Annotated in this window: 20 protein-coding genes; 10 read left to right on the top strand and 10 right to left on the bottom strand. The window is 56.2% G+C overall.

The window, feature by feature from the left end; all coding sequences use genetic code 11:
• Positions 1–102 precede the first annotated feature (102 nt).
• The 4 genes from RBR60_RS03670 to ahbD all read left to right on the top strand — a co-directional run bounded on the left by RBR60_RS03670 (position 103) and on the right by ahbD (position 4917).
• Positions 103–1368, top strand: a complete 1266-nt coding sequence (locus RBR60_RS03670) for a folylpolyglutamate synthase/dihydrofolate synthase family protein (protein WP_320354522.1) — start codon at positions 103–105, stop codon at positions 1366–1368.
• Positions 1369–1533: 165 nt separating this feature from the next.
• Positions 1534–2721: a 12,18-didecarboxysiroheme deacetylase gene (gene ahbC / locus RBR60_RS03665; protein WP_320354521.1), complete on the top strand. Its 1188-nt coding sequence runs from the start codon at positions 1534–1536 to the stop codon at positions 2719–2721.
• A 108-nt stretch (positions 2722–2829) separates the two neighbouring features.
• Positions 2830–3804, top strand: coding sequence for a porphobilinogen synthase (gene hemB / locus RBR60_RS03660; RefSeq protein WP_320354520.1), 975 nt, complete (start codon positions 2830–2832; stop codon positions 3802–3804).
• 18 nt (positions 3805–3822) lie between these two features.
• A complete protein-coding gene (ahbD, locus tag RBR60_RS03655; RefSeq protein ID WP_320354519.1) occupies positions 3823–4917 on the top strand; it encodes a heme b synthase in 1095 nt (364 codons plus the stop codon).
• 84 nt (positions 4918–5001) lie between these two features.
• Here ahbD and RBR60_RS03650 read toward each other — a convergent pair whose 3' ends face one another.
• From RBR60_RS03650 to RBR60_RS03640, 3 genes are read right to left on the bottom strand one after another with little or no spacing between them, the layout of a single operon-like run.
• A complete protein-coding gene (locus RBR60_RS03650) occupies positions 5002–5448 on the bottom strand; it encodes a universal stress protein (RefSeq protein ID WP_320354518.1) in 447 nt (148 codons plus the stop codon).
• 10 nt (positions 5449–5458) lie between these two features.
• Complete coding sequence (locus RBR60_RS03645) at positions 5459–6367, bottom strand: protein kinase (protein ID WP_320354517.1); 909 nt, start codon at positions 6365–6367, stop codon at positions 5459–5461.
• Positions 6364–6939 (bottom strand): GAF domain-containing protein, encoded by a 576-nt coding sequence (locus RBR60_RS03640; protein ID WP_320354516.1) that lies wholly within the window; start codon positions 6937–6939, stop codon positions 6364–6366. Before RBR60_RS03640 ends, RBR60_RS03645 begins: the two co-directional genes overlap by 4 nt.
• A 301-nt stretch (positions 6940–7240) precedes the next feature.
• Between RBR60_RS03640 and RBR60_RS03635 the strand changes: the two genes are divergently transcribed.
• Positions 7241–7768: a gamma carbonic anhydrase family protein gene (locus tag RBR60_RS03635; RefSeq protein ID WP_320354515.1), complete on the top strand. Its 528-nt coding sequence runs from the start codon at positions 7241–7243 to the stop codon at positions 7766–7768.
• 201 nt (positions 7769–7969) lie between these two features.
• Here the strand turns inward: RBR60_RS03635 and acnB are convergent, their stop codons facing one another.
• On the bottom strand, positions 7970–10483 hold the full coding sequence (acnB, locus tag RBR60_RS03630) for a bifunctional aconitate hydratase 2/2-methylisocitrate dehydratase (protein WP_320354514.1): 2514 nt from the start codon (positions 10481–10483) through the stop codon (positions 7970–7972).
• A gap of 567 nt (positions 10484–11050) precedes the next feature.
• Between acnB and sat the strand changes: the two genes are divergently transcribed.
• Positions 11051–12328: a sulfate adenylyltransferase gene (gene sat, locus RBR60_RS03625; RefSeq protein WP_320354513.1), complete on the top strand. Its 1278-nt coding sequence runs from the start codon at positions 11051–11053 to the stop codon at positions 12326–12328.
• Between the two features lie 106 nt (positions 12329–12434).
• Here sat and RBR60_RS03620 read toward each other — a convergent pair whose 3' ends face one another.
• From RBR60_RS03620 to RBR60_RS03595, 6 genes are all read right to left on the bottom strand, one after another.
• On the bottom strand, positions 12435–14027 hold the full coding sequence (locus RBR60_RS03620; RefSeq protein ID WP_320354512.1) for a class I adenylate-forming enzyme family protein: 1593 nt from the start codon (positions 14025–14027) through the stop codon (positions 12435–12437).
• Between the two features lie 262 nt (positions 14028–14289).
• Positions 14290–16200, bottom strand: a complete 1911-nt coding sequence (gene dnaK, locus RBR60_RS03615; protein ID WP_320354511.1) for a molecular chaperone DnaK — start codon at positions 16198–16200, stop codon at positions 14290–14292.
• A gap of 51 nt (positions 16201–16251) precedes the next feature.
• Positions 16252–16971, bottom strand: coding sequence for a nucleotide exchange factor GrpE (gene grpE, locus RBR60_RS03610; RefSeq protein WP_320354510.1), 720 nt, complete (start codon positions 16969–16971; stop codon positions 16252–16254).
• On the bottom strand, positions 16968–17093 hold the full coding sequence (locus RBR60_RS03605; RefSeq protein ID WP_320354509.1) for a hypothetical protein: 126 nt from the start codon (positions 17091–17093) through the stop codon (positions 16968–16970). The genes grpE and RBR60_RS03605 overlap by 4 nt, the downstream gene beginning before the upstream one ends.
• Before the next feature lie 184 nt (positions 17094–17277).
• Positions 17278–20127: a DEAD/DEAH box helicase gene (locus RBR60_RS03600; protein ID WP_320354508.1), complete on the bottom strand. Its 2850-nt coding sequence runs from the start codon at positions 20125–20127 to the stop codon at positions 17278–17280.
• Positions 20124–20297, bottom strand: coding sequence for a hypothetical protein (locus tag RBR60_RS03595; RefSeq protein WP_320354507.1), 174 nt, complete (start codon positions 20295–20297; stop codon positions 20124–20126). Before RBR60_RS03595 ends, RBR60_RS03600 begins: the two co-directional genes overlap by 4 nt.
• Positions 20298–20428: 131 nt before the next feature.
• On the opposite strand from RBR60_RS03595, the gene RBR60_RS03590 reads away from it, so the two are divergent.
• The 4 genes from RBR60_RS03590 to RBR60_RS03575 form a co-directional block, all read left to right on the top strand.
• The gene (locus RBR60_RS03590; protein WP_320354506.1) at positions 20429–21715 is read left to right on the top strand and encodes a hypothetical protein; all 1287 of its coding nucleotides are present in this window, start codon (positions 20429–20431) and stop codon (positions 21713–21715) included.
• Positions 21712–22830 carry a histidinol-phosphate transaminase gene (gene hisC, locus RBR60_RS03585; RefSeq protein ID WP_320354505.1) on the top strand — a complete coding sequence of 373 codons (1119 nt, stop codon included), beginning with the start codon at positions 21712–21714 and terminating at the stop codon, positions 22828–22830. The genes RBR60_RS03590 and hisC overlap by 4 nt, the downstream gene beginning before the upstream one ends.
• Positions 22831–22904: 74 nt before the next feature.
• The gene (locus tag RBR60_RS03580; protein WP_320354504.1) at positions 22905–23387 is read left to right on the top strand and encodes a GNAT family N-acetyltransferase; all 483 of its coding nucleotides are present in this window, start codon (positions 22905–22907) and stop codon (positions 23385–23387) included.
• Between the two features lie 191 nt (positions 23388–23578).
• Positions 23579–25083: xanthine dehydrogenase family protein (locus tag RBR60_RS03575; RefSeq protein WP_320354503.1), on the top strand; the 1505-nt coding region annotated here is incomplete at its 3' end.

The raw sequence follows: 25083 nt of genomic DNA, 5'->3' as shown, positions 1-25083 counted from the left end.
GCCAAGCCTCCCCCGGGCCAGAAATCCCAAAGGATTTTCCCCATCCTTTTTCATGAACCACTTGCACAAACACCCCTGTCTTTGCCCGAAAGCATTGATCCCATGCATACAGATTTTTCAAAACTTTACAACCGCCACCGTTTAGGTATCCGCCCTGGCCTGCAAGGCATTACCCATCTGCTTGAAAGGCTTGGCAATCCCCAAAACCACTTTCCCGCCATCCATGTGGCAGGTACCAACGGGAAAGGTTCTGTGGCCTCCCTCATAACGGCCATTCTGGAAGCCTCAGGAATGCGGGCAGGGCTCTACACCTCTCCCCACCTTGTGCATTTCCGGGAACGCTTCCGCCTTGACGGCCAGAATCCCGATGATACCCTGCTTGCCGGGCTGGCTGCTGCCGTGGAGGCCTTTGATGATCCCGGACAGCCCACCACCTTTTTTGAATTTACCACCGCCATGGCTTTTCTGCTCTTTGCCCGCCGGGGCCTTGACATGGCTGTCATGGAAACGGGCATGGGCGGACGCTGGGATGCCACCACAGCCTGCCATCCTGCGGTTTGTGTCATCACCACCATTGCCATGGATCACAGGGAATTTCTGGGAAACAGTCCTGAAGCCATTGCAGGAGAAAAGGCTGGCATCATCAAGCCCGGTATTCCTGTGGTAACCGGTGTCCGCCAGCCCGAAGCCCTGGAAGTGATCCGAAAACAGGCAGACCTTCTCAAGGCTCCCCTCAGGGTGCTGGGGGAAGATTTCCATATCCGTGATGAAGGTGAGGGCCTTTATACCTATGAAGGAAAAAACCGCATCTCCCATCTCCGGCCCGCCCTTGCGGGAAAACACCAGGCCCAGAACCTGGCCCTCGCCCTGGCCACCCTGGAAAGCCTGGAAGAGCAGCGCCCAGGCTTCCGGCTTTCGGAAAAAGCCATCCGCCAAGGCCTTGAGCACCACACCTGGCCCGCCCGCATCCAGAAACTTCTCAAAAACCCCCTGGTGCTTCTCGATGGTGCCCACAACCCGGAAGCCGCCGCTGTGCTGGCGGAGTATCTGGAGCATCACACCCCTTCGCCAAGAACCCTCCTCTTTGGCGTACTGGAGGATAAGGATGCCCCTGCCATGCTGGAACATCTTCTCCCCCTTTTTTCCCGTGTTGTCCTCACCCGGCCGGACACTCCGAGGAGCCGGAATCCCGAAACCCTCATTCCCCTTCTGCCGGAAAATCTTCCCCTGACCGTGGAGCCGGATGTGAAAAAAGCCTTAAGCCTCGCCCTTTCCCGGACTCCGGAGTCGGGTTGCCTGTGCATTGCAGGCTCCCTCTACCTTGCAGGGGAGATTCTCGCCATCCCGGACTTGCCTCAAAAAGTCTGAAGCGGTATAGGAAGCATGGACGTTTCTTGTAAGAAAGAAAGGCCCTGGGAATGGAACCCGATACGGAGACGGGTTTCTCTCAAGGATTTTTCCCAAGGTCTTTCCTTAGAAAGAAAATAAAAAGGGGATCTCCCCTATCCCGCCCTATTCTCCGACAGGTGAACCATGATCGGAATCTCCAAACTCTACTGCGGTACCGTCGAACCTTCGGATGCCCTGCGCTACGGACGCCACTCCGGAAGCCTTCCCTCCCATCTTCTGCAGTTTTCCGAAGACAAAAAACCCGTCGTGGTCTGGAACATGACCCGGCGATGCAACCTCAAATGCGTACACTGCTACGCCCACGCCAAGGATGAGGCCTTTGCCAACGAGCTTTCCACGGAAGAAGGCAAGGCGCTGATCCGGGATCTTGCGGCCTTCGGCTCTCCGGTGATGCTCTTTTCCGGCGGTGAGCCCCTCATGAGAAAAGACCTGCCCGAACTGGCGGATTACGCGGTCTCCCAGGGCATGCGGGCTGTCATCTCCACCAACGGCACCCTCATCACCCAGGAAAAGGCAAAGCGCCTCAAGGAAGTGGGCCTTTCCTATGTGGGTATCAGCCTCGACGGCATGGAAACCGTGAACGATCACTTCCGGGGTGTGAAAGGGGCTTTTCAGGCGGCTCTGGACGGCATCCGAAACTGTCAGGAAGCGGGCATCAAGGTAGGCTTACGCTTTACCATGAACAAGCAGAATGTTTCCGAAATTCCGGGCATCTTTGATCTCCTGGAAGAAAGGAACATTCCCAGGGTCTGCTTCTATCATCTGGTGTACGCAGGCCGGGGCTCCAAACTGGTGGAAGACGATCTTTCCCATGAGGAAACCCGCAAAGCCCTGGATCTCATTCTGGAACGCACAAGGGATCTCCATGAGCGTGGGAAACCCAAGGAAGTGCTCACCGTGGACAACCATGCGGACGGCCCCTACATCTACCTGCGTCTTCTGAAGGAAGATCCCAAAAGGGCGGCGGAGGTGATGGAGCTTCTCAAGATGAATGAGGGCAACTCTTCGGGCCGGGGCATTGGCTGCGTTTCCTGGGATGGGGAGGTTCATGCCGACCAGTTCTGGCGGCACAGAAGCTTCGGCAATATCCGGAAGCGCCCCTTTTCCCAGATCTGGTCCGACCCGGACGATCCCCTCCTGGCCCAGCTGAAAATCAAAAAGGACTTCATCACAGGCCGCTGCGCCTCCTGCCGCTGGCTGGACATCTGCGCTGGCAACTTCCGGGTGCGGGCCGAAGCCCTCACAGGCGATGTCTGGGCTCCGGATCCGGCCTGTTACCTCAGTGATGCGGAAATCAGCGAGAGCCTCTGAATTTCCGGCCTGTCCTGATCCCAAAGCCCCAAGTAGCGGCCGCACTTCCTTGATGTTTCAGTGAAGGCGGCCGTTTTCTTCCCCCATGTTTTTCCAAGGAGACCTGCCATGCTTTTTCCCGATTCCCGTCCCAGACGCCTGCGCCAGAGTGAGATTCTCCGCAGTATGGTGCGTGAGACAAGGCTTCATGTGGATAACCTCGTTCTGCCCCTTTTTGCCGTACCCGGCAAAGGAGTGGAAAATCCCATCCAATCCCTTCCCGGTCACGCTCAGCTTTCCTGCGACAACATCCGCAAAAAAGCAAAGGAAGCAAGGGATCTTGGCATTCCTGCGGTGATTCTCTTCGGCGTTCCCGACAAAAAAGACCCCCTGGGAACGGAAGCCTACAAAAAGGACGGCATCGTGCAGCAGGCGGTGAAGGCCGTGCGGGATGCCGTGCCGGACATGATGGTCATCACCGATGTCTGTCTCTGCCAGTTCACCGACCACGGTCACTGCGGCATTGTGGAAAAGGGCCGGGTTGACAACGATGCCACCCTGGATCTCCTTGCCCGCATCGCCGTCAGCCATGCCAAGGCCGGAGCCCACATGGTAGCCCCCTCGGACATGATGGACGGCCGGGTGGCGGAAATCCGCGACGGTCTCGATCAGGAAGGCTACACGGACGTACCCATCATGAGCTATGCCGTGAAATACGCCTCCGCCTACTACGGCCCTTTCCGGGAAGCGGCCAACAACAAACCCGGTTTCGGCGACCGCAGAACCTATCAGATGGATCCGGCCAACAGTCGGGAAGCCATGCGGGAAGCCACCATGGATGTGGAGGAAGGGGCGGACATTCTCATGGTGAAACCCGCCCTCGCCTATCTCGATGTCATCACCCGCCTGAAGGATGAGATGGATCTGCCCATCGCCGCCTACAGTGTTTCCGGAGAATACGCCATGATCCGGGCTGCGGCGGAAAGGGGATGGATTGACGGGGATGCCGTGATGATGGAAACCCTCACCGCCATCCGCAGGGCCGGAGCGGACATCATCCTCACCTATTTTGCCATGGACGCGGCCCGCAGACTCAGGGGCTGAAAAAAAAGGAAAAAGGACATGCATCCCACAAAGATGCCCCACGGGACCGGAGCCGGAAGGCGGGATACCCTGCGCCTTGTGGCCTGGGAAACCACCCGCACCTGCAACTTAAACTGCATTCACTGCCGGGCTGCGGCCCGCAACGTACCCTATCCCGGAGAGCTCAATACGGAAGAAGCCTTCCGCCTCCTGCGGGAAATCCGGGAACTCGGTGAGGTGATTGTGATTCTGACGGGGGGAGAACCCCTGATGCGAAAGGATATTTTCGAGGTGGCCCAGTATGGCACAAACCTTGGCCTTCGCATGACCATGGCACCCAACGGAACCCTCGTGACCCCGGAAACGGCAAAGCGCATGGCCGAAGTGGGCATCCGCCGCATCTCCATCAGCTTAGACGGGGCCACACCTGCGGTTCATGATGCCTTCCGCGCCATGCCCGGCGCCTTTGAGGGCTCCATGCAGGGCATCCGCAACGCCCAGGCTGCGGGTATTGAATTTCAGATCAACACCACCATCACGAAAAAAAATATCGAAGAAATCCCCAAAATTCTTGATCTGGCCGTTTCCCTGGGCGCTGCGGCCCACCATATCTTCCTCTTGGTACCCATGGGCCGGGGAAAGGAAATTGAAGAGGCCGCCATTGACGCGGCCCAGTATGAAGAAACCCTCAACTGGTTTTACGATCAGCGGGACAAAGTGCCCTTGCAGCTGAAAGCCACCTGCGCCCCCCATTACTACCGGATTCTCAGGCAACGGGCCAAAGCGGAAGGAAAAACCATTTCCCCTGCCACCCATGGGCTGGATGCCATGACCCGTGGCTGCCTTGGGGGCATTGGTTTCTGTTTTGTCTCCCATGTGGGAGAGGTGCAGCCCTGCGGCTTTCTCGAAACCCTCTGCGGCAACGTAAAGGAACAGTCTTTTACGGAAATCTGGAAAAATTCCAAAACCTTCCTGAAGCTTCGGGATTATGACCAGCTTTCCGGAAAATGCGGGCCCTGCGAGTACAAAACCGTCTGCGGCGGATGCCGGGCCAGGGCCTATGAAGCCACGGGTGATTTCATGACCGAAGAACCCTTATGCCTTTACCAGCCAAGCAAGGGAAAAAAGCAATAACTTGTGGATCCAGCCTCAAAGAAGCCTTTCCTCTCCCCTGTGCTGGGAGGGGTGAGGAAAGGTCTCCCTTTCCAGTCGTGGATCTTATAAGGTCTTCACCACCATCACAGCGGTATTCTCCAGAGCCCTCACCAGCTTCACGCTCACATCCCCCAGAACAAACTCTTCGGCTTTACTCATTTTTTTACGTCCGATTACCACCAGGGTATGGGGATTCTTATTAAAATACTCAATAATGCCATCTCCCACCGTGGCAAAGGACCCGCTTACGATTTCCGTATGGATGCGCTCGGGTTTCAGCCCGCTGCTCACCAGAATATTTCTTGCACGCTGCATGGCATGGTTGCCCCTCTCCGGCAAGGCTGCGATATATCGGTATCCCATCAGCTCCTCGCCTCCGGAAGGCCTCCGGTTCACATGAAGCAGGGTGATCCGCACATTGTCCGGAGAAAGGAACAGCCCTGCAACGTAATCCACCGCAGCCCGGGCACTGGGCGAATCCGCCACCGGAATCAGAATGGAGTTGGTCACATCTCACCTCCTAAAGGGAACGAAGAAAGCCTTCAAGGTCTTCCAGGATTTCATCAATGAATTCATAATAAACGGCAGCACCCCGCGAAAAATGCAGCAGGATATCGTTCAGCATACGCGGCAGGTAAGGATACAGTTTACGCAGATTCACAAATCGGCTGGCATCCAGCAAGGAAAGATCTTCTTCCACGATCTTGCCATAAAAATCGCCGTAAATATCCGTTTCATGGCGGATCATGTACAATTCATGGAAGCCCTTGCCCACGGCATACAGAAGGAGGTTGCCCAGGCCAAAAAGATCCAGACTGAAGGGGTTTTCCGGTGCATCGTATTCATAGTCAAAATCGATCCACACATAGTTCCCCGTCCGGTTTTCGATCATGAGATGGTCATTGCGGATGTCCCCATGGCGAAAACCATGAAGATGGAGAAAGCGGATGGAACGGAAGGCCTGCAAAAGCTTGGCGAGAATACCGGGCAGCACCTTTTCGTAGTAAAGCCTGTGGGGCATCCGCACGTAATCCCCCATGGCCAGATAAAAATTGGTACCGCGAACAACGTCCAGCACACGGATGTTGTTATGCACCGTATCCCGGAAGACCTCACCCTGCATAAAGTCCGGGCGACCCCGGACCAGATCCAGAATATGACCTTCTTTGTCCGGATCCCGGTAGCAGCGGATGGGGACGCCTGCAATGGTGGTCATGAAGGTCTCAAGGAAAGAAAGTTTAACAATTTTCCGCGCCCCCGTGGCATCCTCCACCACCCTCTTGACCCAGTATTTGGGGTCCTCCACACCAAAGCGACGCTCCATCTCATTGCCCGTCACCCGGAACCTGCGACCCCCGATCTCAATGATATCTCCCGAAGTAATCTCAAAAATGGCGGTGGTATCTCTTACAATACGCCCGTCATTCATATGCCCAGCCCCTGCATCATACGCAAGGGCAGACTTGCTGCGGCGGCCTTCACCATCTCAAAGAAATTCCTGAGTCCTGTGTGTTCGATGCGCAGTCCCAGATGGGCGGCCAGCACACAGAAGGCATCCAGATCGTCCTCATGGAGAATCCAGGGGTCGCTGTGGTACATTTTGATCAGTCCCAAAACATGCTCATGGTATTTGATGGGAACGGAAAGCATGGAAAGAATCCCCTCGGCCAAAGCCGCTTCCGGGAAAAGGACACGGTTGTCCGTCTTCAGGTCCTGATAAAAAACCACCTCTCCGGAAAGGGTTTCGGGATTTTTGTTATGGTCCACGATGATGGGGCCTTTGCGGATATAGTCGTCACTCAGACCATAGCTCGTCACACGGAAAAGCTGTCTTTCCCGATCATCGTAAAGAAAAATACTGCAGGCCTTGATGCGAAAAGATCGACAGATCCCCTCCACCATATGCTGGTTCAGCACCGTCAGATCCTCATAGGTGGAAATGGCGTGGCTGATGGCCTTGAACTCCCGGAGATTAATCCGGGGTGCGGGTTTCTGCTCCATGGAATTTCCTCGCTTTGCTGAGGTTACAAAAAAGACAAATGATGTGGGAACGCCAGGGAATAAAGGGGATAAACCGTGAACAGGAGGAAGATTGACTGTGCCGGATTATAAACCCGGATTCGTTTTTTCGTCAAACTTAAATTCGCTGGCCAGCCACCTCCTGGGGCCGGAAAATGCTGAACAGTGTTTTTCATTTGTCAGGACTATGGTAAACCATAACCTCCTGCTCGCCGATTTTCGGGCCTCCCCGGAAAAACGCCTTCCCAGGAGCCACACACAACTTCTTTTAAGGAGGGTTATCATGACCATCTCGCGTTTCCAGCAGCACAGCCCCCACATTGCGGACACGGCTTTTGTCGCCCCCAACGCCACCCTCATCGGCGATGTCCACATGGCCGATCACGCCTCCCTCTGGTTCTCCGCCGTCATTCGGGGAGATACGGCTCCCATTCGCATTGGAGAGGGCAGCAATATCCAGGATCTCTGTGTTCTTCATGCAGATCCCGGCTTTCCCCTCACCATGGGGCGCAACATCACAGTGGGGCACAGGGCCATTCTGCATGGCTGCACCCTGGAAGATGATTGTCTCATCGGCATGGGCGCCATTGTCATGAATGGCGCAAAAATCGGCAGGGGCAGCATCGTGGCCGCAGGGGCCGTTGTGCTGGAAAATGCCCTGATCCCTCCCTTCAGTCTTGTGGCGGGCATGCCCGCAAAACCCGTAAAAACCTTTGGAGAAGAAATCATTGTCAAAATCCGGGAATCTGCGGAACACTACCGTGAAAAAGCCACCCTTTACCGCACCGGAGATTTTCAGCCACTGGCCTGATCGCTTGAAAAAATCAGACTCCACAGCCCCCCTTTTTCAGATCTCTGCTTTGCACTTTCTTTTAAAAAAAAGAGTCCGCCTTTCCCTTAAAGAAAGGAGGACTCTTTTTGATTCTTACCCATATCCTTGATCTGGCTTTGTATCCTGCAAAAATCCAAAGCCCGCCTCAACAACGCTCAAAATACCAAAAAAGTGCAGATCTCAATCTTCAAACCGCAGGCAACGGTAAAGTTTTTCTTCCCTGCCCATGACCCGCTCTTCCATCACCTTGAAGTACAGCGCCGGATCCGGAAGCTCGCCAAGAACCGCTGTGATGGCGGCCAGCTCCGCAGATCCGAGGAAAACCCGGGTTTTGTCTCCCATACGGTCCGGAAAGTTCCGCGTGGAGGTAGAAAGCGCCGTGGTTCCTGCGGCTATGCGGGCCTGGTTCCCCATGCACAGGGAACAACCGGGAATTTCCATGCGCGCGCCTGACCTTCCCAGAACATTGTAAAGTCCCTCTTTGTGCAGCTGATCCGCGTCCAGGCGCGTGGGCGGGCAGATCCAGAGCCTTGCGGGCAGATGGGCCTTGCCATCCAGAAGGGCGGCCGCAGCCCGGAAATGTCCGATATGGGTCATGCAGGAGCCGATAAAGACCTCCTGAATGGCTTCTCCCGCCACTTCGGAAAGAAGACGCACATCGTCGGGATCATTGGGGCAGGCCAGAATGGGCTCGGTAATGGCATCCATATCAATCTCAAGAACCGCCGCATATTCGGCATCCGCATCCGCCTCCAGCAGCACGGGCCTTTCACACCACGCCTCCATGGCCGCAGCCCTGCGCTCCAGGGTCTGGGCATCGCCATAGCCTTCGCGGGCAAGGTTGCGAAGCAAAACGGCGGAAGAGCGCATATAAGCTGCAACCTTGTCCGGGTTGAGACGAATACAGCTCGCCGCAGCGGAACGCTCAGCGGATGCATCCGTCAGCTCAAAGGCTTCTTCCACTTCCAGATCTTCAAGCCCCTCTATTTCAAGGATCCTGCCAGAAAAGACATTCTTCTTTCCCGCTTTTTCCACCGTCAGAAGGCCTTCCCGGATGGCAACAAGGGGAATGGCATTCACCAGATCCCGCAGGGTAATGCCAGGCTTTCGCGTTCCCCTGAAACGCACCAGTACGGATTCGGGCACATCGAGAGGCATGGTTCCCATGGCTGCGGCAAAGGCCACAAGGCCTGAACCTGCGGGAAAGCTCAGCCCAACGGGAAAACGGGTATGGGAATCTCCGCCCGTTCCCAGGGTATCGGGCAGGAGCATGCGATTCAGCCAGGAGTGAATCACCCCGTCTCCGGGCTTCAGCGCCACCCCGCCCCGTGCGGTCATGAAGCCCGGAAGGGTCTCATGCATTTTAATGTCCACACTTCTCGGGTAGGCCGCCGTGTGGCAGAAACTCTGCATCACAAGATCCGCACCAAAACGCAGGCAGGCAAGCTCTGTCAATTCATCCCGGGTCATGGGTCCCGTGGTATCCTGAGAGCCCACGGTATGCATCACAGGCTCGCAGTACATTCCCGGCCGCACACCCGCAAGGCCCGAGGCCTTTCCGATGATCTTCTGGGCCTGGGTGTAGCCCTTGCCCGTGTCTTCGGGCTGAAGCCCCTGCTGGAAGATCCCTTTTGTCTCCGGCAGGCCCAGGGCTCTGGCCGCTTTGGTCGTCAGGGTGCGCCCCACAATCAGGGGAATGCGGCCCCCAGCCCTCATCCCATCCAGAAGCACCGGCGTTTTCAGGGAAAAGCGGCTGAGAACCCTGCCTCCTTCATCCTCAATGCGTCCCGCATGGGGATAAATACGGATCTTCTGGCCCATGAAAAGACCCGTGACATCGCATTCAATGGGAAGGGCGCCGGAATCCTCCAGGGTATTGAAAAAGATGGGGGCAATCTTGCCACCCAAAACCACCCCGCCCTGGCGCTTGTTGGGCACAAAGGGAATGTCTTCACCAATGTGCCAGAGCAGGGAATTGGTGGCGGATTTCCGGGAAGAGCCCGTACCCACCACGTCGCCCACAAAAACCAGGGGCAGCCCCTTGGTCTTCAACGCCGCCATCTGATCCAGGGGTTTTTCCATACGGGAACGCAGCATGGAAAGGGCATGGAGGGGAATGTCCGGCCGACTCCAGGCTTCCCCGGCCGGAGAAAAATCATCCGTATTGATCTCTCCGTCCACCTTAAACACCGTGCAGTCCACAAATTCCGGTACAACCGTCCGACCCATAAACCAGTCCGCCGCGGCCCAGGATTCCAGCACCCTGCGCGCTGGATCCAGGGTTCTTGCCATACGGGCGATGTCCTCAAAAACATCCAGCACCAGAAGGGTTCCGGCCAGGGCCTCGGCCGCAGCATCTCCGTATTTTTCATGGGAAAGAAGTGCCATCAGATGCCGCACATTGTACCCGCCCCGCATGGTCCCCAAAAGCCGCACGGCTTCCATGGGAGACAAAAGGGGGGATCGCTTTCTCTCGAAGGCGAGATCCGCAAGAAAATCCGCTTTCACCTGCGCCGCCGGATCCACCCCCGGAGAAATCCGATCCTGCAGCAGGGAAAGTAAAAAGGCTTCCTCTCCCGGAGGAGGAGAAATCAAAAGGGCGCAAAGGGCCCCGGCCTGGGCCGCGTCCAGAGGCAGAGGGGGAATCCCTTCCTCTGCTCTCTTGGCCACATGACTCCGGTATGCTTCCAGCATGGGTATCCTTTCCTAGACCCGGCGGCATCTGCATGCGCCGGAACACAACCGTAGTGAAAAATTCCGGCCCAGACAGACGCCATGGACCCGGAAACCAGATTCTTAATTTTATCAGGGGCAAAGAAAGCCACCATCCCCTGCCGGGCAAGGAAAGAGGCCTCTCCCACGCCCCCTTCCCCCTTTTATTTTTTTCCTTACCGCAACCATATCGGCTGTTATGTACTGGATACCTGCGGCCGTTTCAATCCCTTTCTCCGCGCCATGACAAGGATAAAAATAAAAAACCATCGGTTCATTCCCAATCCCCCAGCATCCTGCTTCCGATCCGCAGATGTTCGGAGCCAAATCAGAATTTTCAGGAATCAATCAGCCCTTCCCGCCATGACAAAACGACAAAAAAAGCCCGTAAAACCAAGATTAAGCGCTTCATCCAGGATTTCTGACCTTGACAAAAGTCCGCTTTCTTATTAAGCAGGCAAGCTTAGAAGAAATGAATGGTTGCCCAATGGGGCAACTTCGGATCGCACCATATATACCCCTAATACCCCAGAAAAAGGAGTGGAACGCATGTCTAAACTTGTAGCCCCCCATGGTGGAAAAGGTCTTACCTGCTGCCTGCTGGAAGGCGCAGCCAAGGAAGCCGAACTGGCAAAAGCTGCTGGCCTGAAAAAAGTCACCATCACCCCCCGTGAAGAAGGTGACCTCATCATGATGGGTATCGGTGGTTTCTCCCCCCTTACCGGCTTCATGACCGAAGCAGACTGGAAAGGCGTTTGCGAAAACTTCCTTATGGCCGACGGCACCTTCTGGCCCATCCCCGTAACCCTCTCCGCTGACAAGGCTGATGCCCAAGCCATCAAAGACGGCGAAGAAATTGCCCTGGTTACCGCTGCTGGCGAAATCATGGCCACCATGAAGGTCACCGAAAAATTCGAAATGACCGAAGCCAAGAAGCGCTGGGAATGTGAAAAAGTATTCATGGGCGAAGGCACCAAGACCGCCGAAGAATTCTGGAAGATCGCCGAAGAAGATCACCCCGGTGTTCAGATGGTAATGGGTCAGAAAGACTTCAACCTGGCCGGCCCCGTGAAAGTACTCTCCGAAGGCATCTATCCTGAGCGTTACAAAGGTGTATACCTTTCCCCCGCCCAGGCCCGCGCCATCTTTGAAGAACGCGGCTGGAGCGATGTTGCTGCCCTTCAGCTCCGCAACCCCATGCACCGTTCCCACGAATACCTTGCAAAAATCGCTGTGGAAGTCTGCGACGGCGTGTTCATCCACTCCCTCGTTGGTAACCTGAAGCCCGGCGACATTCCCGCCCGCGTTCGCGTAAGATGCATTGACACCCTGGTGGACAAGTACTTTGTAAAAGAAAACGTACTTCAGGGCGGTTATCCCCTGGATATGCGCTATGCCGGTCCCCGCGAAGGTCTGCTCCATGCCACCTTCCGTCAGAACTACGGCGTATCCCGCATGATCATTGGCCGTGACCACGCTGGTGTAGGCGACTTCTACGGCATGTTCGAAGCCCAGACCATCTTCGACAAGATCCCCTACCCCACCGAAGACGGCAAAGCCCTTAAGTGCATGCCTCTCAAAATCGACTGGACCTTCTACTGCCTCAAGTGCGACGGTATGGCCTCTCTGCGTACCTGCCCCCACGGCAAGGAAGACCGCGTTATCCTTTCCGGCACCATGCTGCGTAAAGGCCTTTCCGAAGGTGCTCCCATTGCCGATCACTTCGGCCGTGACGAAGTTCTCGACATCCTGCGCGAATACTATGCAGGCCTGACCGAGAAAGTCGCCATCAAGACCCACGCCGCTGCCACGGGCGCTGGTCAATAAAAAAAAGCATCCCCGCTTTTTCTCTTTTTAAGCGGGGATGTTCTCACAGAGACTCAGAAAAGGATATGGAACCTGTTTCCATATCCTTTTTTCGTTTCAGGGTTTTTCAGTCCCGTCGGAAGCTTGAATAAATCCCTGCATACCTTTTCCGAAGCAGGGGTTTTTCAATTTTGCCTGTGGGATTTCTCGGCACTTCTCCAAAATGCACAATTCTGGGCCTGCGGTACCGGGGCATGCCGAGGCAGTAAGATCGCACCTCTTCCTCGCCCATCTCCATACCAGGCTTTACCTGAATCACCGCGGTCACCAGCTCCCCCAGACGCTCATCCGGTGTTCCGATAATGGCCACATCCTGAATCTTTTCATGGCGGATCAGATAGTTTTCCACCTCCACGGGGTAGACATTCTCGCCCCCCGTAATGACAAGATCCTTCTTGCGATCCAGAAGCCAGTAAAAACCATCTTTGTCCTGACGGGCGATATCTCCTGTGCAGAGCCAACCGTTTTTGATGCTTTTGCCCGTTTCCTTGGGATTTCTGTAATATTCCCGCATCATGCCTCCTCCACGGACCAGAAGCTCACCCGGTTCTCCAAAGGGCACATCCTCCATTTTGCGGTCCACAATCCGGCACTCCCATCCCCAACCCGGAATGCCGATGGCTCCCACCTTATGGATATTCTCCATTCCCAGATGCACACATCCGGGACCTGTGGCTTCTGTGAGCCCATAGTTGGTATCATAGGCGTGATGGGGAAAAATCCTGCGCCAACGCTGCACCAGGCTGGGCGGGACCGGCTGAGCACCGATGTGCATGAGCCGCCAGCGGGAAAGATCGTAGTCCTCAAGCTTCAGCTCACCGGACTCAATGGCATGGAGGATGTCATGGGCCCAGGGCACGAGAAGCCAGACAATGCTGGCCTTTTCCTCGCTCACCGCTTCCAGGATCCAGCGGGGTGATACCCCCTTCAGGAGTACGGAGGGGGCCGCCACCTTGAAAGAACCAAACCAGTGCATCTTGGCCCCTGTGTGGTATAGGGGGGGAATGCAAAGAAAAACATCTTCGGAAGTCTGCTGATGATGCCGATGCTCCACCTCGCAGGCAAAGGCGAGGTTACCGTGGGTGAGCAAAACGCCTTTGGGGTCTCCCGTGGTGCCAGATGTGAAATAGAGAGCCGCCTCATCATCGGGCTCCAGTGGCACGGGTCGCAACCGCCCCGCGGCTTCGCCATCGCCTTCGGCAAGCAGGGCCTGCATGGGCATGGCAAAACGGGGACGCATCTCTTCCGGTCCGGAAAAGACGTAAAGCTCCACCACCGTATCCAGCTCCGGTTTCACCGCCCGAATGCGATCCACAAACTCCGGCCCAAAAATCATGACCCTGGCCTCGGCCTGCAGGGTGCAGCGGAGAATCTTATCCGCCAGAAATCGGAAATTCAAAGGCACAGCCCAGGCACCGGAATCCAGAATACCAAAATAATAAGGAAGCCATTCCAGGCAGTTGGTCATGAGATGCACCACCTTTTCCCCTCTGGAATAGCCCCTCAGACGCAGGGCCCGGGAAAGGCGCAGGCTCTCTTTATAAAATTCAGCCCAGGTAAGATGCGTCCGTTTCCCAGTTTCAGGAATCCGCTCCACCAGGGCAAGGCCATCCGGAAAATTCCGGGCGTTTGCTGCGAGAATCTCCGTAATTAACTGCATGATCCGCTCTCTTTTCCTTCCTTGAATAACACGTTGCCCGTATCGGGTAATGGGGCACAATAATCTGCACACACCGTAAGATCAACCCTTTTACGCCCCGATGAAACCCTGCTCCCATCCCTTTCTCCGCCTGGCTTCATCTCAAAAACACCAATAAAAACATCCGCCCTCCCTGTTCAGGGAAAGCGGATGTTTTTTTAAGCATTTATCAGAAGACCAGAAAGACCCGGCCCCTTTGTCTCACATTTCTTCTCTCACAGACCTACTTCTTGTCCGTCTTAACTTCCTCAAAATCCGCATCCACCACATCATCATCCTGGGCAGGGGCAGGCTCTTCCGGGCCAGAATCCGCACCCGCCGCACCGGCCGCCTGCTGCTGATACATGGCTTCGGCCAGCTTGTGGGATGCCTGGGTCAGGGCCTCGGTCCTGGCCTTGATGTCTTCCGTATTCTCCCCTTCCATGGCTTTTTTGAGGTCCTCAATGGCGGAGCTGATACCGGCACGGGTTTCCGCATCCACCTTGTCGCCCATGTCCTTCAGGGATTTTTCGGTCTGGTAGATCATGCTGTCCGCCGTGTTTCTGGCTTCCACCAACTCCCTTCTCTTCTTGTCCTCATCGGAATGCATCTCCGCCTCTTTCACAAGGCGCTCAATGTCATCCTTGGAAAGACCGCTCGAAGAAGTGATCTTGATGGACTGCTCCTTGCCCGTTCCCAGATCCTTGGCAGACACATGGACAATGCCGTTGGCATCAATGTCAAATCCCACCTCGATCTGGGGAACGCCCCTGGGTGCCGGAGGAAGATCCCGCAGCTCAAAATTGCCGAGGGTCTTGTTGTCTCTGGCCATCTCCCGCTCCCCCTGAAGCACATGGATGGACACGGCAGGCTGGTTGTCCGCAGCCGTGGAAAAGACCTGGCTCTTCTTGGTGGGAATGGTGGTGTTGCGCTCAATGAGACGGGTCATGACCCCGCCCAGGGTCTCGATACCGAGGGAAAGGGGCGTTACGTCAAGAAGGAGCACATCCTTCACATCGCCCTGGAGCACACCCGCCTGAATGGCCGCACCAATGGCCACCACCTCATCGGGGTTCACGCCCTTGTGGGGCTCTTTCCCGAAGATTTTTTTCACCCGTTCCTGCACCGCAGGCATACGGGTCATGCCGCCCACCAGCACCACCTCATCAATTTTCGAAGCAGAAATACCCGCATCTTTCATGGCCTGAATGCAGGGGGCTTCCAGCTTATCAAGAAGATCCGCCACAAGGGACTCCAGCTTGGAACGGGAAAGCCGGATCTGAAGGTGCTTGGGTCCTGAGGCATCGGCTGTGATAAAGGGCAGGTTCACTTCCGTTTCCATGGAAGAGGACAGCTCGATCTTGGCCTTTTCCGCAGCTTCCTTAAGGCGCTGCAGAGCCATCTTGTCCTTTCTTAAATCAATGCCCTGCTCCTTGCGGAAGGTATCGGCCAGATGATCAATGATGCGGTTGTCAAAGTCTTCACCGCCCAGGTGGGTGTCGCCGTTGGTGGCCTTCACCTCAAAGACCCCGTCCCCGATCTCAAGGATGGAGACGTCAAAGGTACCCCCACCCAGGTCAAAAACCGCAATTTTTTCATCGGATTTCTTGTCAAGGCCATAGGCCAGGGAGGCGGCCGTGGGCTCGTTGATGATACGCTTTACATTAAGCCCTGCAATGGTGCCCGCATCTTTGGTGGCCTGACGCTGGCTGTCATCGAAATAGGCGGGAACGGTGATAACTGCGTCAGTTACCGGTTCTCCGAGGTAGTCTTCCGCCACTTTTTTGATATAGGCGAGGATATAGGAGGACACCTCCGCAGGGCTTACCTTCTTGTCCTGAAGTTTTACCCGTACATCCCCATTGTCCGCAGCTTCAATATGATAAGGCAGAACGGTTTTATCCTTCTGCACGGCAGCGGAAGTGAATTTACGACCAATGAGGCGTTTCACCCCAAAAATGGTGTTTTCCGGGTTGGTAATGGCCTGACGCTTGGCGGGCTGCCCCACAAGACGCTCACCGGAACCCGTTACAGCAACGATGGAAGGTGTGGTGCGGCCGCCTTCGGTGTTGGCGATGACCTTGGGTTCTCCGGCTTCCATGATGGCCACGCAAGAGTTGGTGGTTCCGAGATCAATACCAATAATCTTACCCATAATCTTTTCTCTCCTTATTTATACGAATCGGTTCCCACAGACTGAAACGCCTTATTCCGCTGCGCTGTTTCCGTCCTGTTCGGCGGGAACCGTTCTGGCCTTGGCCACTGAGACCATAGCCGGACGTATCAGTCTGTCGTGCATGATATAGCCCTTCTGAAATACGCGGATCACGGTATCCGGATCCGCTGCATCCGTTTCCTCATGGGCCACAGCCATGTGGTACACAGGATCAAAGGGTTTGCCTTCGGCTTCCACAGGTTTTACATGAAACTCCCCAAATACTTTCAGAATATCCGCAAGCGTCATCCGGAGACCTTCCAGGATGGCGGAAGCCCCCGCTGCCGGACTTCCTGCGGAATCCATGGCCCTTTCCATATTGTCCAGAGCGGGAAGCAGTTTCTGGACAAGGGCCGTGTTGGCGTATTTCCGAAACTCCTCGGTCTCCCGGGCCGTTCTCTTTTTAAAGTTGTCCAGCTCCGCCACAGTCCGCATGTAGCGGTCCGTTGCGGTCTTGAGGGCAACCTCGGTTTCCGCAAGCTTTGCTTCCATCGCCTGGATGGCATTCGGGCCCGGTTCTGACTCAGGCGCTTCCTTTGTCACGGCCTCGATCTCCTCTTCTTTCCGAAGAGCTGCACCCTCGCCCGCGGTCTCTGGGCCCAGAGTTTCAGAAACCCCGTCCGCTGCTGTACTGACGGGCGTTTCCCCTGTCACCGTACTTTCCTCCGTGGCATTCATTTCGGCCTTGTTTTCCATGATCTTTTCTCTCACTCGTTTCCTTTGAAGCGCACCCGTTTCAGAGCCAGGATTTTTTCCACGAAAAAGGGCATGGGAAGTATGGCCTGCATGCCCTTCATGAACGGCCAGCCCCGGAATTTTTCTTTAAAAGTCATTTGAATCTTGACTTTAAAATCAGAAGAACACCAGAGAGACCCTATATAAACCGTCTGAATCAAAAAGCTTTCTTATTCACTACCTTCTCTTTCATCAGGTCCCGATGAAGTTGGCAAGAAGATAAGGCCCAAAAAATTCTTGTCAAGAAAGGGAGAAAAGCAGATTTTACCGAAACCTTGCCCCTCAGGCGGAAAAATCCACAGGCAGCCGTACCCGGTGTCCGGCCTTGTTCCGGAACAAAAGATAGCCCTTTTCCAGACCATGTCGGTAAAGATCCCGTGTCAGCAGCACATCCTGACGGCAGTAGGCGATGATTTCCCGGATCTTTCCCTCCTTCCACCATTTCAGCGCCAGAAGACCATCGGCACTTTTTTCCGCACCCAAAGTCTCCTGGCCCAGATGGTTGAGGGAAAGACGATACCCCAGCCGGTCCTGAACCCGGACAAGAAGATCCAGGGTGGGAAGGGAGGCAAAATCAAAGGCGGTATAGCCCTTCAATACCCTGTAATCAAAACGGAGAATGTTGAAACCCACCACTAGGTCAGCCTGTTTCAGCAAAAAAACCAGCTCCTCCATGTCTTCGGCAAGAAAGGTGATGCAATCATCCAGAGCCGAATCATACACCACAACGCAGCTCACCTCCATGCGCTCTGCCTTCTGCCATCCGCCCACCTCTTCCGCAGATTTCCTGGTTTCAAGATCCAAAACCAGATACCGGCCCCCGAAGACAGCAGCGGGCTCCCGGAGTTCCGGAAGCTCAGGCAGGGGAGGCAGGGGGAAAACAGGGGGGGCAAGGAGGGCCTTCAGCAGAAAGCCTGCGGCATGCTTGTCTATGGGGCGGTTGCCGGAACCGCATTTGGGGGAATGCACACAGGCCGGGCACCCGCTTTCACAGGCGCAGCCCGTCACCAGATCCAGGGTGCGGGAAAGAAGCACTTCCGCCTTGAAAAAGGCCTCCCGGCAAAGACCAATTCCCCCAGCCACGCCATCATAGATGAACACGCAGCCCCGGCCCACCTGGGGATGGAAGGGCTGGGAGATCCCGCCCAGATCGTTTCTGTCGCACATGACCACAAGGGGCAGAATGCCGATGGCCGCATGTTCCAGGGCATGAATACCGCCCATGAAGTGCATCTCTCTCTCCACAAGCAGTTTCTCCACGGATTCGGGAATCTCAATCCAGATGCCCTCGGTTTCAAAGGACTGGGGCGGCAGATCCAGAGGCTCCACCCCGAGAAAACGCTGGCCCTTCACCAGCCTTTTTTCATATCCCGTCACCTGATCCGTTACCTCCAGACGGCAGAACCCCACCCGAGAGCCTCCCACCTGACGGGTTTCAAGGATCTCCAGAATCCGGGTTTCCTTGAAGGCCCGTGTGCGAGTGAAGTAGGGCACCCTTTCCCTGCGCACCACCACCTTTCCTTTGGTGAGATCCAGATCCTCCACAAGGTAATGCTGACCACCGTGGATATAAACCGCTCCGGGATGGGCCTCCCGCAGGGCGCGGTACACATCGGACTCGCCAATGATCCTCTCCCCTTCCATGATCACAAGGGGACTGCCCCCGCCCCGCAGATGCACCCCCCTGTGGGGATACTTCAAAGGAGACAAAAGCAGCGCCCCCTCAGCGCTTTCCAGCACATCGCCCTGTTTCAGGATGCGGGGCAGAAGGGGCCTCACCTCATCAAGAAAGGGATCCTCGCCATAAAGGGGCAGTTCCGCAGCGCTACAGGCCAGATGCCTGCCTGCGATCACGGGATTGAGCGGATGGATCACCGCCCTTTCCGGCGGCATGGCAAAAAACACATCGGGATGGCGCAGCATGAAGCGGTCCAGGGCATCCTCCCCGCCGATGAGCAGCACAGCGGCCTCCCGATCCCTGCGGCCCACCCGGCCCGCCCGCTGCCAGGTGGCCATGACCGTACCCGGATAGCCCACCAGAATGCAGAGATCCAGAGCGCCGATATCAATGCCCATCTCTAAGGCCGAGGTGGACACCACGGCCAGAAGCTCGCCAGAGCCCATCTTTTTTTCAATCTCCCGCCGGTCTTCGGGCAGAAAGCCCGCACGGTAAGCGGCAATCCTGCCCCTGAAGGTTCCGGAAAGCCCATTGGCCCAGAGGGCCACCAGCTCCGTCATCTTGCGGCTCTGGCAGTACACCAGGGTTCTGAATCCCCGGTGCAGGGCCGCATGGATGAGATCCAGCACCATGCGGCTTCCCGCATCCAGGCCATCGAGCAGGAGAAAATGCTTGTCCGGAGAAGCAGCCCCGGAGCCGGTCACACAGCAGACCGGCAGGCCCGTGAGTTTTGAGGCAAGCTCTTCGGGGGCCTCAATGGTGGCGGAACAGAAAATAAAGGTGGGGTTCGCCCCGTAATGGCGGCAGATACGGAGAAGCCTCCGGAAAACCCAGGCCATGTGGGAACCCATCACCCCCCTCAGGGTATGCACCTCATCCACCACAACGGTTTCAAGGCCTGCAAAGAATTCCGCCCATTTTTCATGGAAGGGCAGAAGGGCAAGGTGCAGCATTTCCGGATTGCTGATGAGAACGGCGGGGGGATGCCGACGGATTTTCGCCCTGTGGTGGGAAGAGGTGTCCCCGTCATACACGGCCACCTCCGGCGGATTGAGCATTCCCATGTGCATGACCATGGATTCCAGGGTTTCCTTCTGATCCTGGGCCAGGGCTTTCAGGGGAAAAAGATAGAGGGCTTTTGCCTTGGGATGGGCGAGAAAACGCTCCAGCACCGGAAGGGTATAGGTGAGGCTTTTGCCGCTGGCCGTGGGGGTGGCCACCACGGTGTGCTGTTTTTGCCGGATACGGGAAACAGCCTCGGCCTGATGGGTGTAAAGACCTGGAATTCCCATCCTTTCCAGCATCCGGGTCAGGGCTTCGGGAAGGGGCGGCTCCAGGGACGCAAAGGCGGCCTGCTGACCCGGCATTTTCCGGTGCGCCACCACGCGGTCTTTGATGGGATCATAGTTTTTCAGGGCCTCCAGATAGGCGGCGATGTCCTGGGCTCGGCTCACAGCTTGCCATCCTTTTTCAGCGGGCTTCCATTCCATGGGAAGGTCTGCCCTGAAACATCCGGCACCGATCCGGTGTCAGGCCTGCCATGGTAATGCAGGCGTCCATGGTAGGCAAGGTTCTTGAAAGCGCCTTCTTCAAGGCGGCTCCCCTTCTCACCTCCCATGGTCATGAAAGTCCCATTTTCAAAACCCGGACCCGCTGCCCAGGACTGGACTTGCCGTCTCAAAAAAACTATAGAAGGAAAGTCCGCCAGCCCCCTTCATCAATGCGCCCCATTTCCACCCATTTTTCAGGAATGCCATGAATCCCCACACGCCCTTTCACATTCAGGCCTCCACAGCCCTGCTGCCCGAAGTCATGGCCTTGATCCAAGCCCACTGCATGGACGAAGCCCTGCCCCCAGGAGCCGGTCACAAGATGCAGCTGGCTGCGGAAGAGGTGATGATTGCCCTGCCCCAAGGCACGGCCCTCTCCATACAGGTGCTAAACAAAGCAGATCGCATCACACTCGCCATCATCTGCCCGCCTTCGGTCATGGATCTTTCCGCCTTCAACCTCGCCTGGCGACCGGATCTGGAAAGGGATGCCGCAGGCCTGGGGCTGGCTCTGGCCAGCCGCTGGGTGGATGCCTTTTCCCTGGAAAGGGACGGAAGCGGTCGCCTGCATCTTCTCTTTTCCGTAGAAAAGATCTTTGACCAGCCCGTTCCCCTTGCTCCCCCCCTTAAGGCCCACCGCTTCTACCGCCTCATCCGTCCCACACCGGAAATCATGGCTGCCTGCGGACAGCGGCTTTTTCATCACATCAAAGGCATCAATCCTGATACAAAAGCTTTTCATCCGGCAAGGCTTGCCGCCCTTACGGAAAAGGGCCAGCTTTTCGGGGCTCTGGCGGAAACGGAATCCGGTGAGGTGGCAGGAGCCGCCTTCTGCATCCCCGAAGAAGGACGCCTCCTCCGGGGCTATGGCCCCTTTGTGTTCACGGATAAAGACAGACCCCGCATGGCTGAGGATCTGGCCTGCCACTGCCTGGAGCGGGTGGGACGCAAACCCTTTTCCGGTGTGCTGACACGGCTCTTTGATGAGGACTGCTTTCCCGAAAAATTTTACATTCCCGCAGGCGGTCATGCGCCATCCGGAACAAAGACGGCCTGGCATTTTCCCCTTTGCGATGATGCGGGCGGCCTTCTCCATTATACAGCCGACATCGCCGCCTTCATTGACACCGCCGTAACCCGGCAGGATCTTCCCAGAAAAAAAATCCTGATGGAAAACCCCCTTTGTGAAGCCAGAGGCCCCAGCGTTTTTTCAAGCTCCCTCAACAGAAAAGAAAAAAAATGCCGCATGCGCCTTCTCATGGCAGGAGAAGACATGGAAGCCAACCTTGAGGCCCACTTAAGCTGGCTCCGGGAAGAAGGGCTCTTTTTGTGTGACATGCATCTTGATCTTGCAAAAAGAGAAGAAGCCTCTCTCCTGCCCCTTCTCTCCAAAAAAGGCTTTTCTCCCACCCTGCTGCTTCCCGGAGGCGGCAGCCTTGGCGATCTGCTCATTCTCGAAGCCCGGATGGGGCAGGAAGGAGAAAGGGCATGAAAAAACATCCTTCCATGCTGGTGCCTGAATTCATACGGGAGATTGATCCCTATATCCCCTCCAGACCCGATTCCTATCTCATGGCGGCCTACGGTATTCCCGTTCTCCATCGCCTCAACAACAATGAAAACCCCTTCGGCCCGCCCCCTGCGGCCATGGAAACCATCAAGGCTCTCAATCCAAAGGACATGGCCATCTATCCCAGCGGCGATGCCTTTGACCTGCGCTGCCATATGGCCGAAAAACTGGGCATTTCCCCGGATCAGATCCTCTGCGGCAACGGGGCCAACGAGATCATTCAGTTTGTCATTTCCGCCTACTGCGAGGCAGGAGACAACATCATCACCGCAGACAAGACCTTTGCCGTGTATGAATGGGTGGCGGAATTTTCCGGTGTGGAAGCCAGGCTTACACCCATGAAGGATCACGGCTTTGACCCGGAAGCCCTGCTGGCCTTCATGGATGAGCGCACCAAGATTTTTTTCATCTGCAATCCCAACAACCCCACGGGCACCTTCTGGGACAAGGACACTTTACAGAAATTTCTGGCGGCGGTGGATGGCCGGGCCATGGTGGTGGTGGACGAGGCCTACTGCGAATTTGTGGACGATGAGAGCTTCCCGGATGCCCTCACCCTCCTTGATGAGCATCCGAATCTTCTCATCTTCCGAACCTTTTCCAAGATGTACGGCCTTGCCGGTCTGCGCATCGGATACCTCATGGGCCAGAAAGACCCGGTTTTTGACATCTGCCGCACCCGCATCGTGTATTCCATCAACAGTGCGGCCCAGAAAGCGGCCATGGCTGCCTTTGATGACCAGGAACACATCGCAAGAACAAGGCTTATGGTGAAAGAATCCAAAGACTGGCTGAAAACCCGACTGGAAGGGATGGGACTTGATGTCATTGCAGGAGAAGGCAACTACCTGATTGCGGGCCTGCCCTTCAACGATCAGCTGGCCTACCGCAAACTGATCCGGAAAGGCTACATGGTGCGCACCATGACAGGCTTCCGCTACCCCAACCACATCCGCGTCACCTTAAGGGAAAAACCCCTCATGGAAGGCTTTGCTGTGGCGCTGGAAGAGGTGCTGGAGGAAAGGGGCTGCCTTTAAAAAACCCCAGCTGAGTCGGGCCGTTCATGCCGCCTGAAAAAAATACCGCCCCCCATTTTCATGGAGAAAAAAACGTGCAGATCCGAGACATGACAAAAAAAGATTTTGAAACCTTCTGGCCCGTCTTCCAGAAAATTCTCAAGGATCAGGAAACCTACGCCCTGAACCCGGATATGGACATGGAAGAGGCCCATACCCTCTGGTGTACTCTTCCTCTGGCCAGCTATGTGGCCGTTGAAGGGGAAGAAATCCTTGGCACCTATTACCTCAAGCCCAACGCCGCAGGTCCCGGCGCCCATATCTGCAACTGCGGCTACATGGTGGCACCACGGGCAAGGGGAAAGGGCATTGCCAGAGCTCTCTGCCTCCACTCCCAGGAGATGGCCAGGGCAAAGGGGTTTCAGGGCATGCAGTTCAATGCGGTGGTTTCTTCCAACGACGTGGCCGTCAGACTGTGGCGGAAGCTCGGCTACAGCATCCTGGGAACGGTTCCCGGGGGTTATCTTCATCCTGTGCTGGGGTATGTGGATACCTACATCATGTTCCAGAAACTATAAAAAACGAAACCGGAACAGACCAAGGTCCTATTCCTCCGCAGCTTCCTGTAAAAACAGATAAAGGAATCTCAATGCGCTTTCCTGCACCATCGGCCAAAGCTCCTGGGATGCAATGAACATAGACTGACCCAAAAAGTGAAACAACCAGTATAATCACAGGAACAGTCAAACCCGAACCATACGGAGAAGTCATGCCCGCCAAAACTCTCCCCCCCTCCCGCTCCCCCATGGCCATCGGCCATCCCCTGCCCAGGGGCGATGCCAGAGCCAAGGCCTGCGGCAGAGAACCCTATGCGGCGGATCTTTTCCCAAAAAACCTGCTTCTGGCTCAGGCCTTACGCGCAGGCCTTCCCTGCGGACGGCTTCTGGAGCTGGAGCTGGAAAAAGCCCGACAGATTCCCGGTATCGTGGCCATTCTCACGGCCAAAGACGTGCCGGGCTCCAACCGTCAGGGCATCATCCATAAGGACATGCCCGTTCTTGTGGAAGATCGCATCCGCTACTGCGGAGATCCTGTAGCCCTCCTCATTGCGGAAAACAAAGAGGCCATCCGCAGTGCCATGGCATGTATCCGCATCCATGCCGAACCCTCTCCCGGTGTCTTTGATCTGGATGAGGCCATGGCGGAAAATGCCCCTTTAGTGCACGAAGATAAACCGGGCAATATGCTGGCAAAAGCCACCATTCAAAAAGGAAAGCCCGATTTTGATGCCTGCGCCGCCGTGGTGGAAGGCTGGTTTGAAACACCCGCGCAGGCCCATGGTTTTCTGGAAACGGAAGCCGGTACGGCCTGTCTGCTGGAAGACGGCACCCTCCGCATGGAGGTTTCCACCCAGTCGCCCTTCAGGGATCGTTTTGAAATCAGCCACGCCTTAGGGATTCCCTTCATGCAGGTGCATATCCATGCCCCCTCCTTAGGCGGAGGGTTTGGCGGAAAAGACGGGGCCACCGTGCAGTGTCTCTTGGGCCTTGCGGCCCTGCACTGCCCCGGCCGTTCCGTCAAAATGCACTGGGAAAGGGAGGAAAGCTTTGTGGCGGGCTACAAGCGCCATGCCTGCCGCATGCACTACCGTCTGGGAGCGCTGGCCGACGGCAGCCTGCACAGCCTCCATGCAAGGCTCTGGTATGACACCGGCGCCTACGCCCATCTGGGGCCGGAGGTCATGGAACTGGGCATGGAACACGCCGCAGGCCCCTACCGCATTCCCCACACCCTCACCGAAGGCTTCTGCGTCCATACCCATACGCCCACGGGGGGGGCCATGCGGGCCTTTGGGGTCTGTCAGGTAAGTTTTGCCTTTGAGTCCATGATGGACATGCTGGCGGAGAAACTGAAGCAGGATCCCCTGGAGCTGCGCCTCCGGAATGTCCTTCACCGGGGAGATACCAACGGCGCAGGCGTGCTGCTGGAATCCTCCACCAGCCTTGCCGCCTGCCTTGAAGGCATCCGGAACCATCCCCTCTGGCAGACCCGCGGACAATGGCAGAAAGAAGCCCCGCCCTTTTGCATCCGGGGAACCGGCCTTGCCGCCGTCTTCAATGCCGCAGGGTACGGAGGCGGGGTACGGGATGCGGCCATCGCCAAAATCGAGATGGACGTGAAAGGACACTTCATCGTCCACAACGCCGTAACGGACATGGGACAGGGCAACAGCAGTGCCTTTTTGCAGATTGCAGGCCACATTCTCCGCCAGAG

It is taken from the genome of Desulfobotulus sp. (genome assembly GCF_034006065.1).
GTDB lineage: Bacteria > Desulfobacterota > Desulfobacteria > Desulfobacterales > ASO4-4 > Desulfobotulus.
This window is presented reverse-complemented; position numbering and strand designations above follow the sequence as displayed.

Excerpts from the sequence above, each read along its gene's own strand:
- RBR60_RS03670 (WP_320354522.1), top strand. The coding sequence starts at position 103 with ATGCATACAGATTTTTCAAAACTTTACAACCGCCACCGTTTAGGTATC.
- ahbC (WP_320354521.1), top strand. The coding sequence starts at position 1,534 with ATGATCGGAATCTCCAAACTCTACTGCGGTACCGTCGAACCTTCGGAT.
- hemB (WP_320354520.1), top strand. The coding sequence starts at position 2,830 with ATGCTTTTTCCCGATTCCCGTCCCAGACGCCTGCGCCAGAGTGAGATT.
- ahbD (WP_320354519.1), top strand. The coding sequence starts at position 3,823 with ATGCATCCCACAAAGATGCCCCACGGGACCGGAGCCGGAAGGCGGGAT.
- RBR60_RS03645 (WP_320354517.1), bottom strand. The coding sequence starts at position 6,367 with ATGAATGACGGGCGTATTGTAAGAGATACCACCGCCATTTTTGAGATT.
- RBR60_RS03640 (WP_320354516.1), bottom strand. The coding sequence starts at position 6,939 with ATGGAGCAGAAACCCGCACCCCGGATTAATCTCCGGGAGTTCAAGGCC.
- RBR60_RS03635 (WP_320354515.1), top strand. The coding sequence starts at position 7,241 with ATGACCATCTCGCGTTTCCAGCAGCACAGCCCCCACATTGCGGACACG.
- acnB (WP_320354514.1), bottom strand. The coding sequence starts at position 10,483 with ATGCTGGAAGCATACCGGAGTCATGTGGCCAAGAGAGCAGAGGAAGGG.
- sat (WP_320354513.1), top strand. The coding sequence starts at position 11,051 with ATGTCTAAACTTGTAGCCCCCCATGGTGGAAAAGGTCTTACCTGCTGC.
- RBR60_RS03620 (WP_320354512.1), bottom strand. The coding sequence starts at position 14,027 with ATGCAGTTAATTACGGAGATTCTCGCAGCAAACGCCCGGAATTTTCCG.
- dnaK (WP_320354511.1), bottom strand. The coding sequence starts at position 16,200 with ATGGGTAAGATTATTGGTATTGATCTCGGAACCACCAACTCTTGCGTG.
- RBR60_RS03605 (WP_320354509.1), bottom strand. The coding sequence starts at position 17,093 with ATGACTTTTAAAGAAAAATTCCGGGGCTGGCCGTTCATGAAGGGCATG.
- RBR60_RS03595 (WP_320354507.1), bottom strand. The coding sequence starts at position 20,297 with ATGACCATGGGAGGTGAGAAGGGGAGCCGCCTTGAAGAAGGCGCTTTC.
- RBR60_RS03590 (WP_320354506.1), top strand. The coding sequence starts at position 20,429 with ATGAATCCCCACACGCCCTTTCACATTCAGGCCTCCACAGCCCTGCTG.
- hisC (WP_320354505.1), top strand. The coding sequence starts at position 21,712 with ATGAAAAAACATCCTTCCATGCTGGTGCCTGAATTCATACGGGAGATT.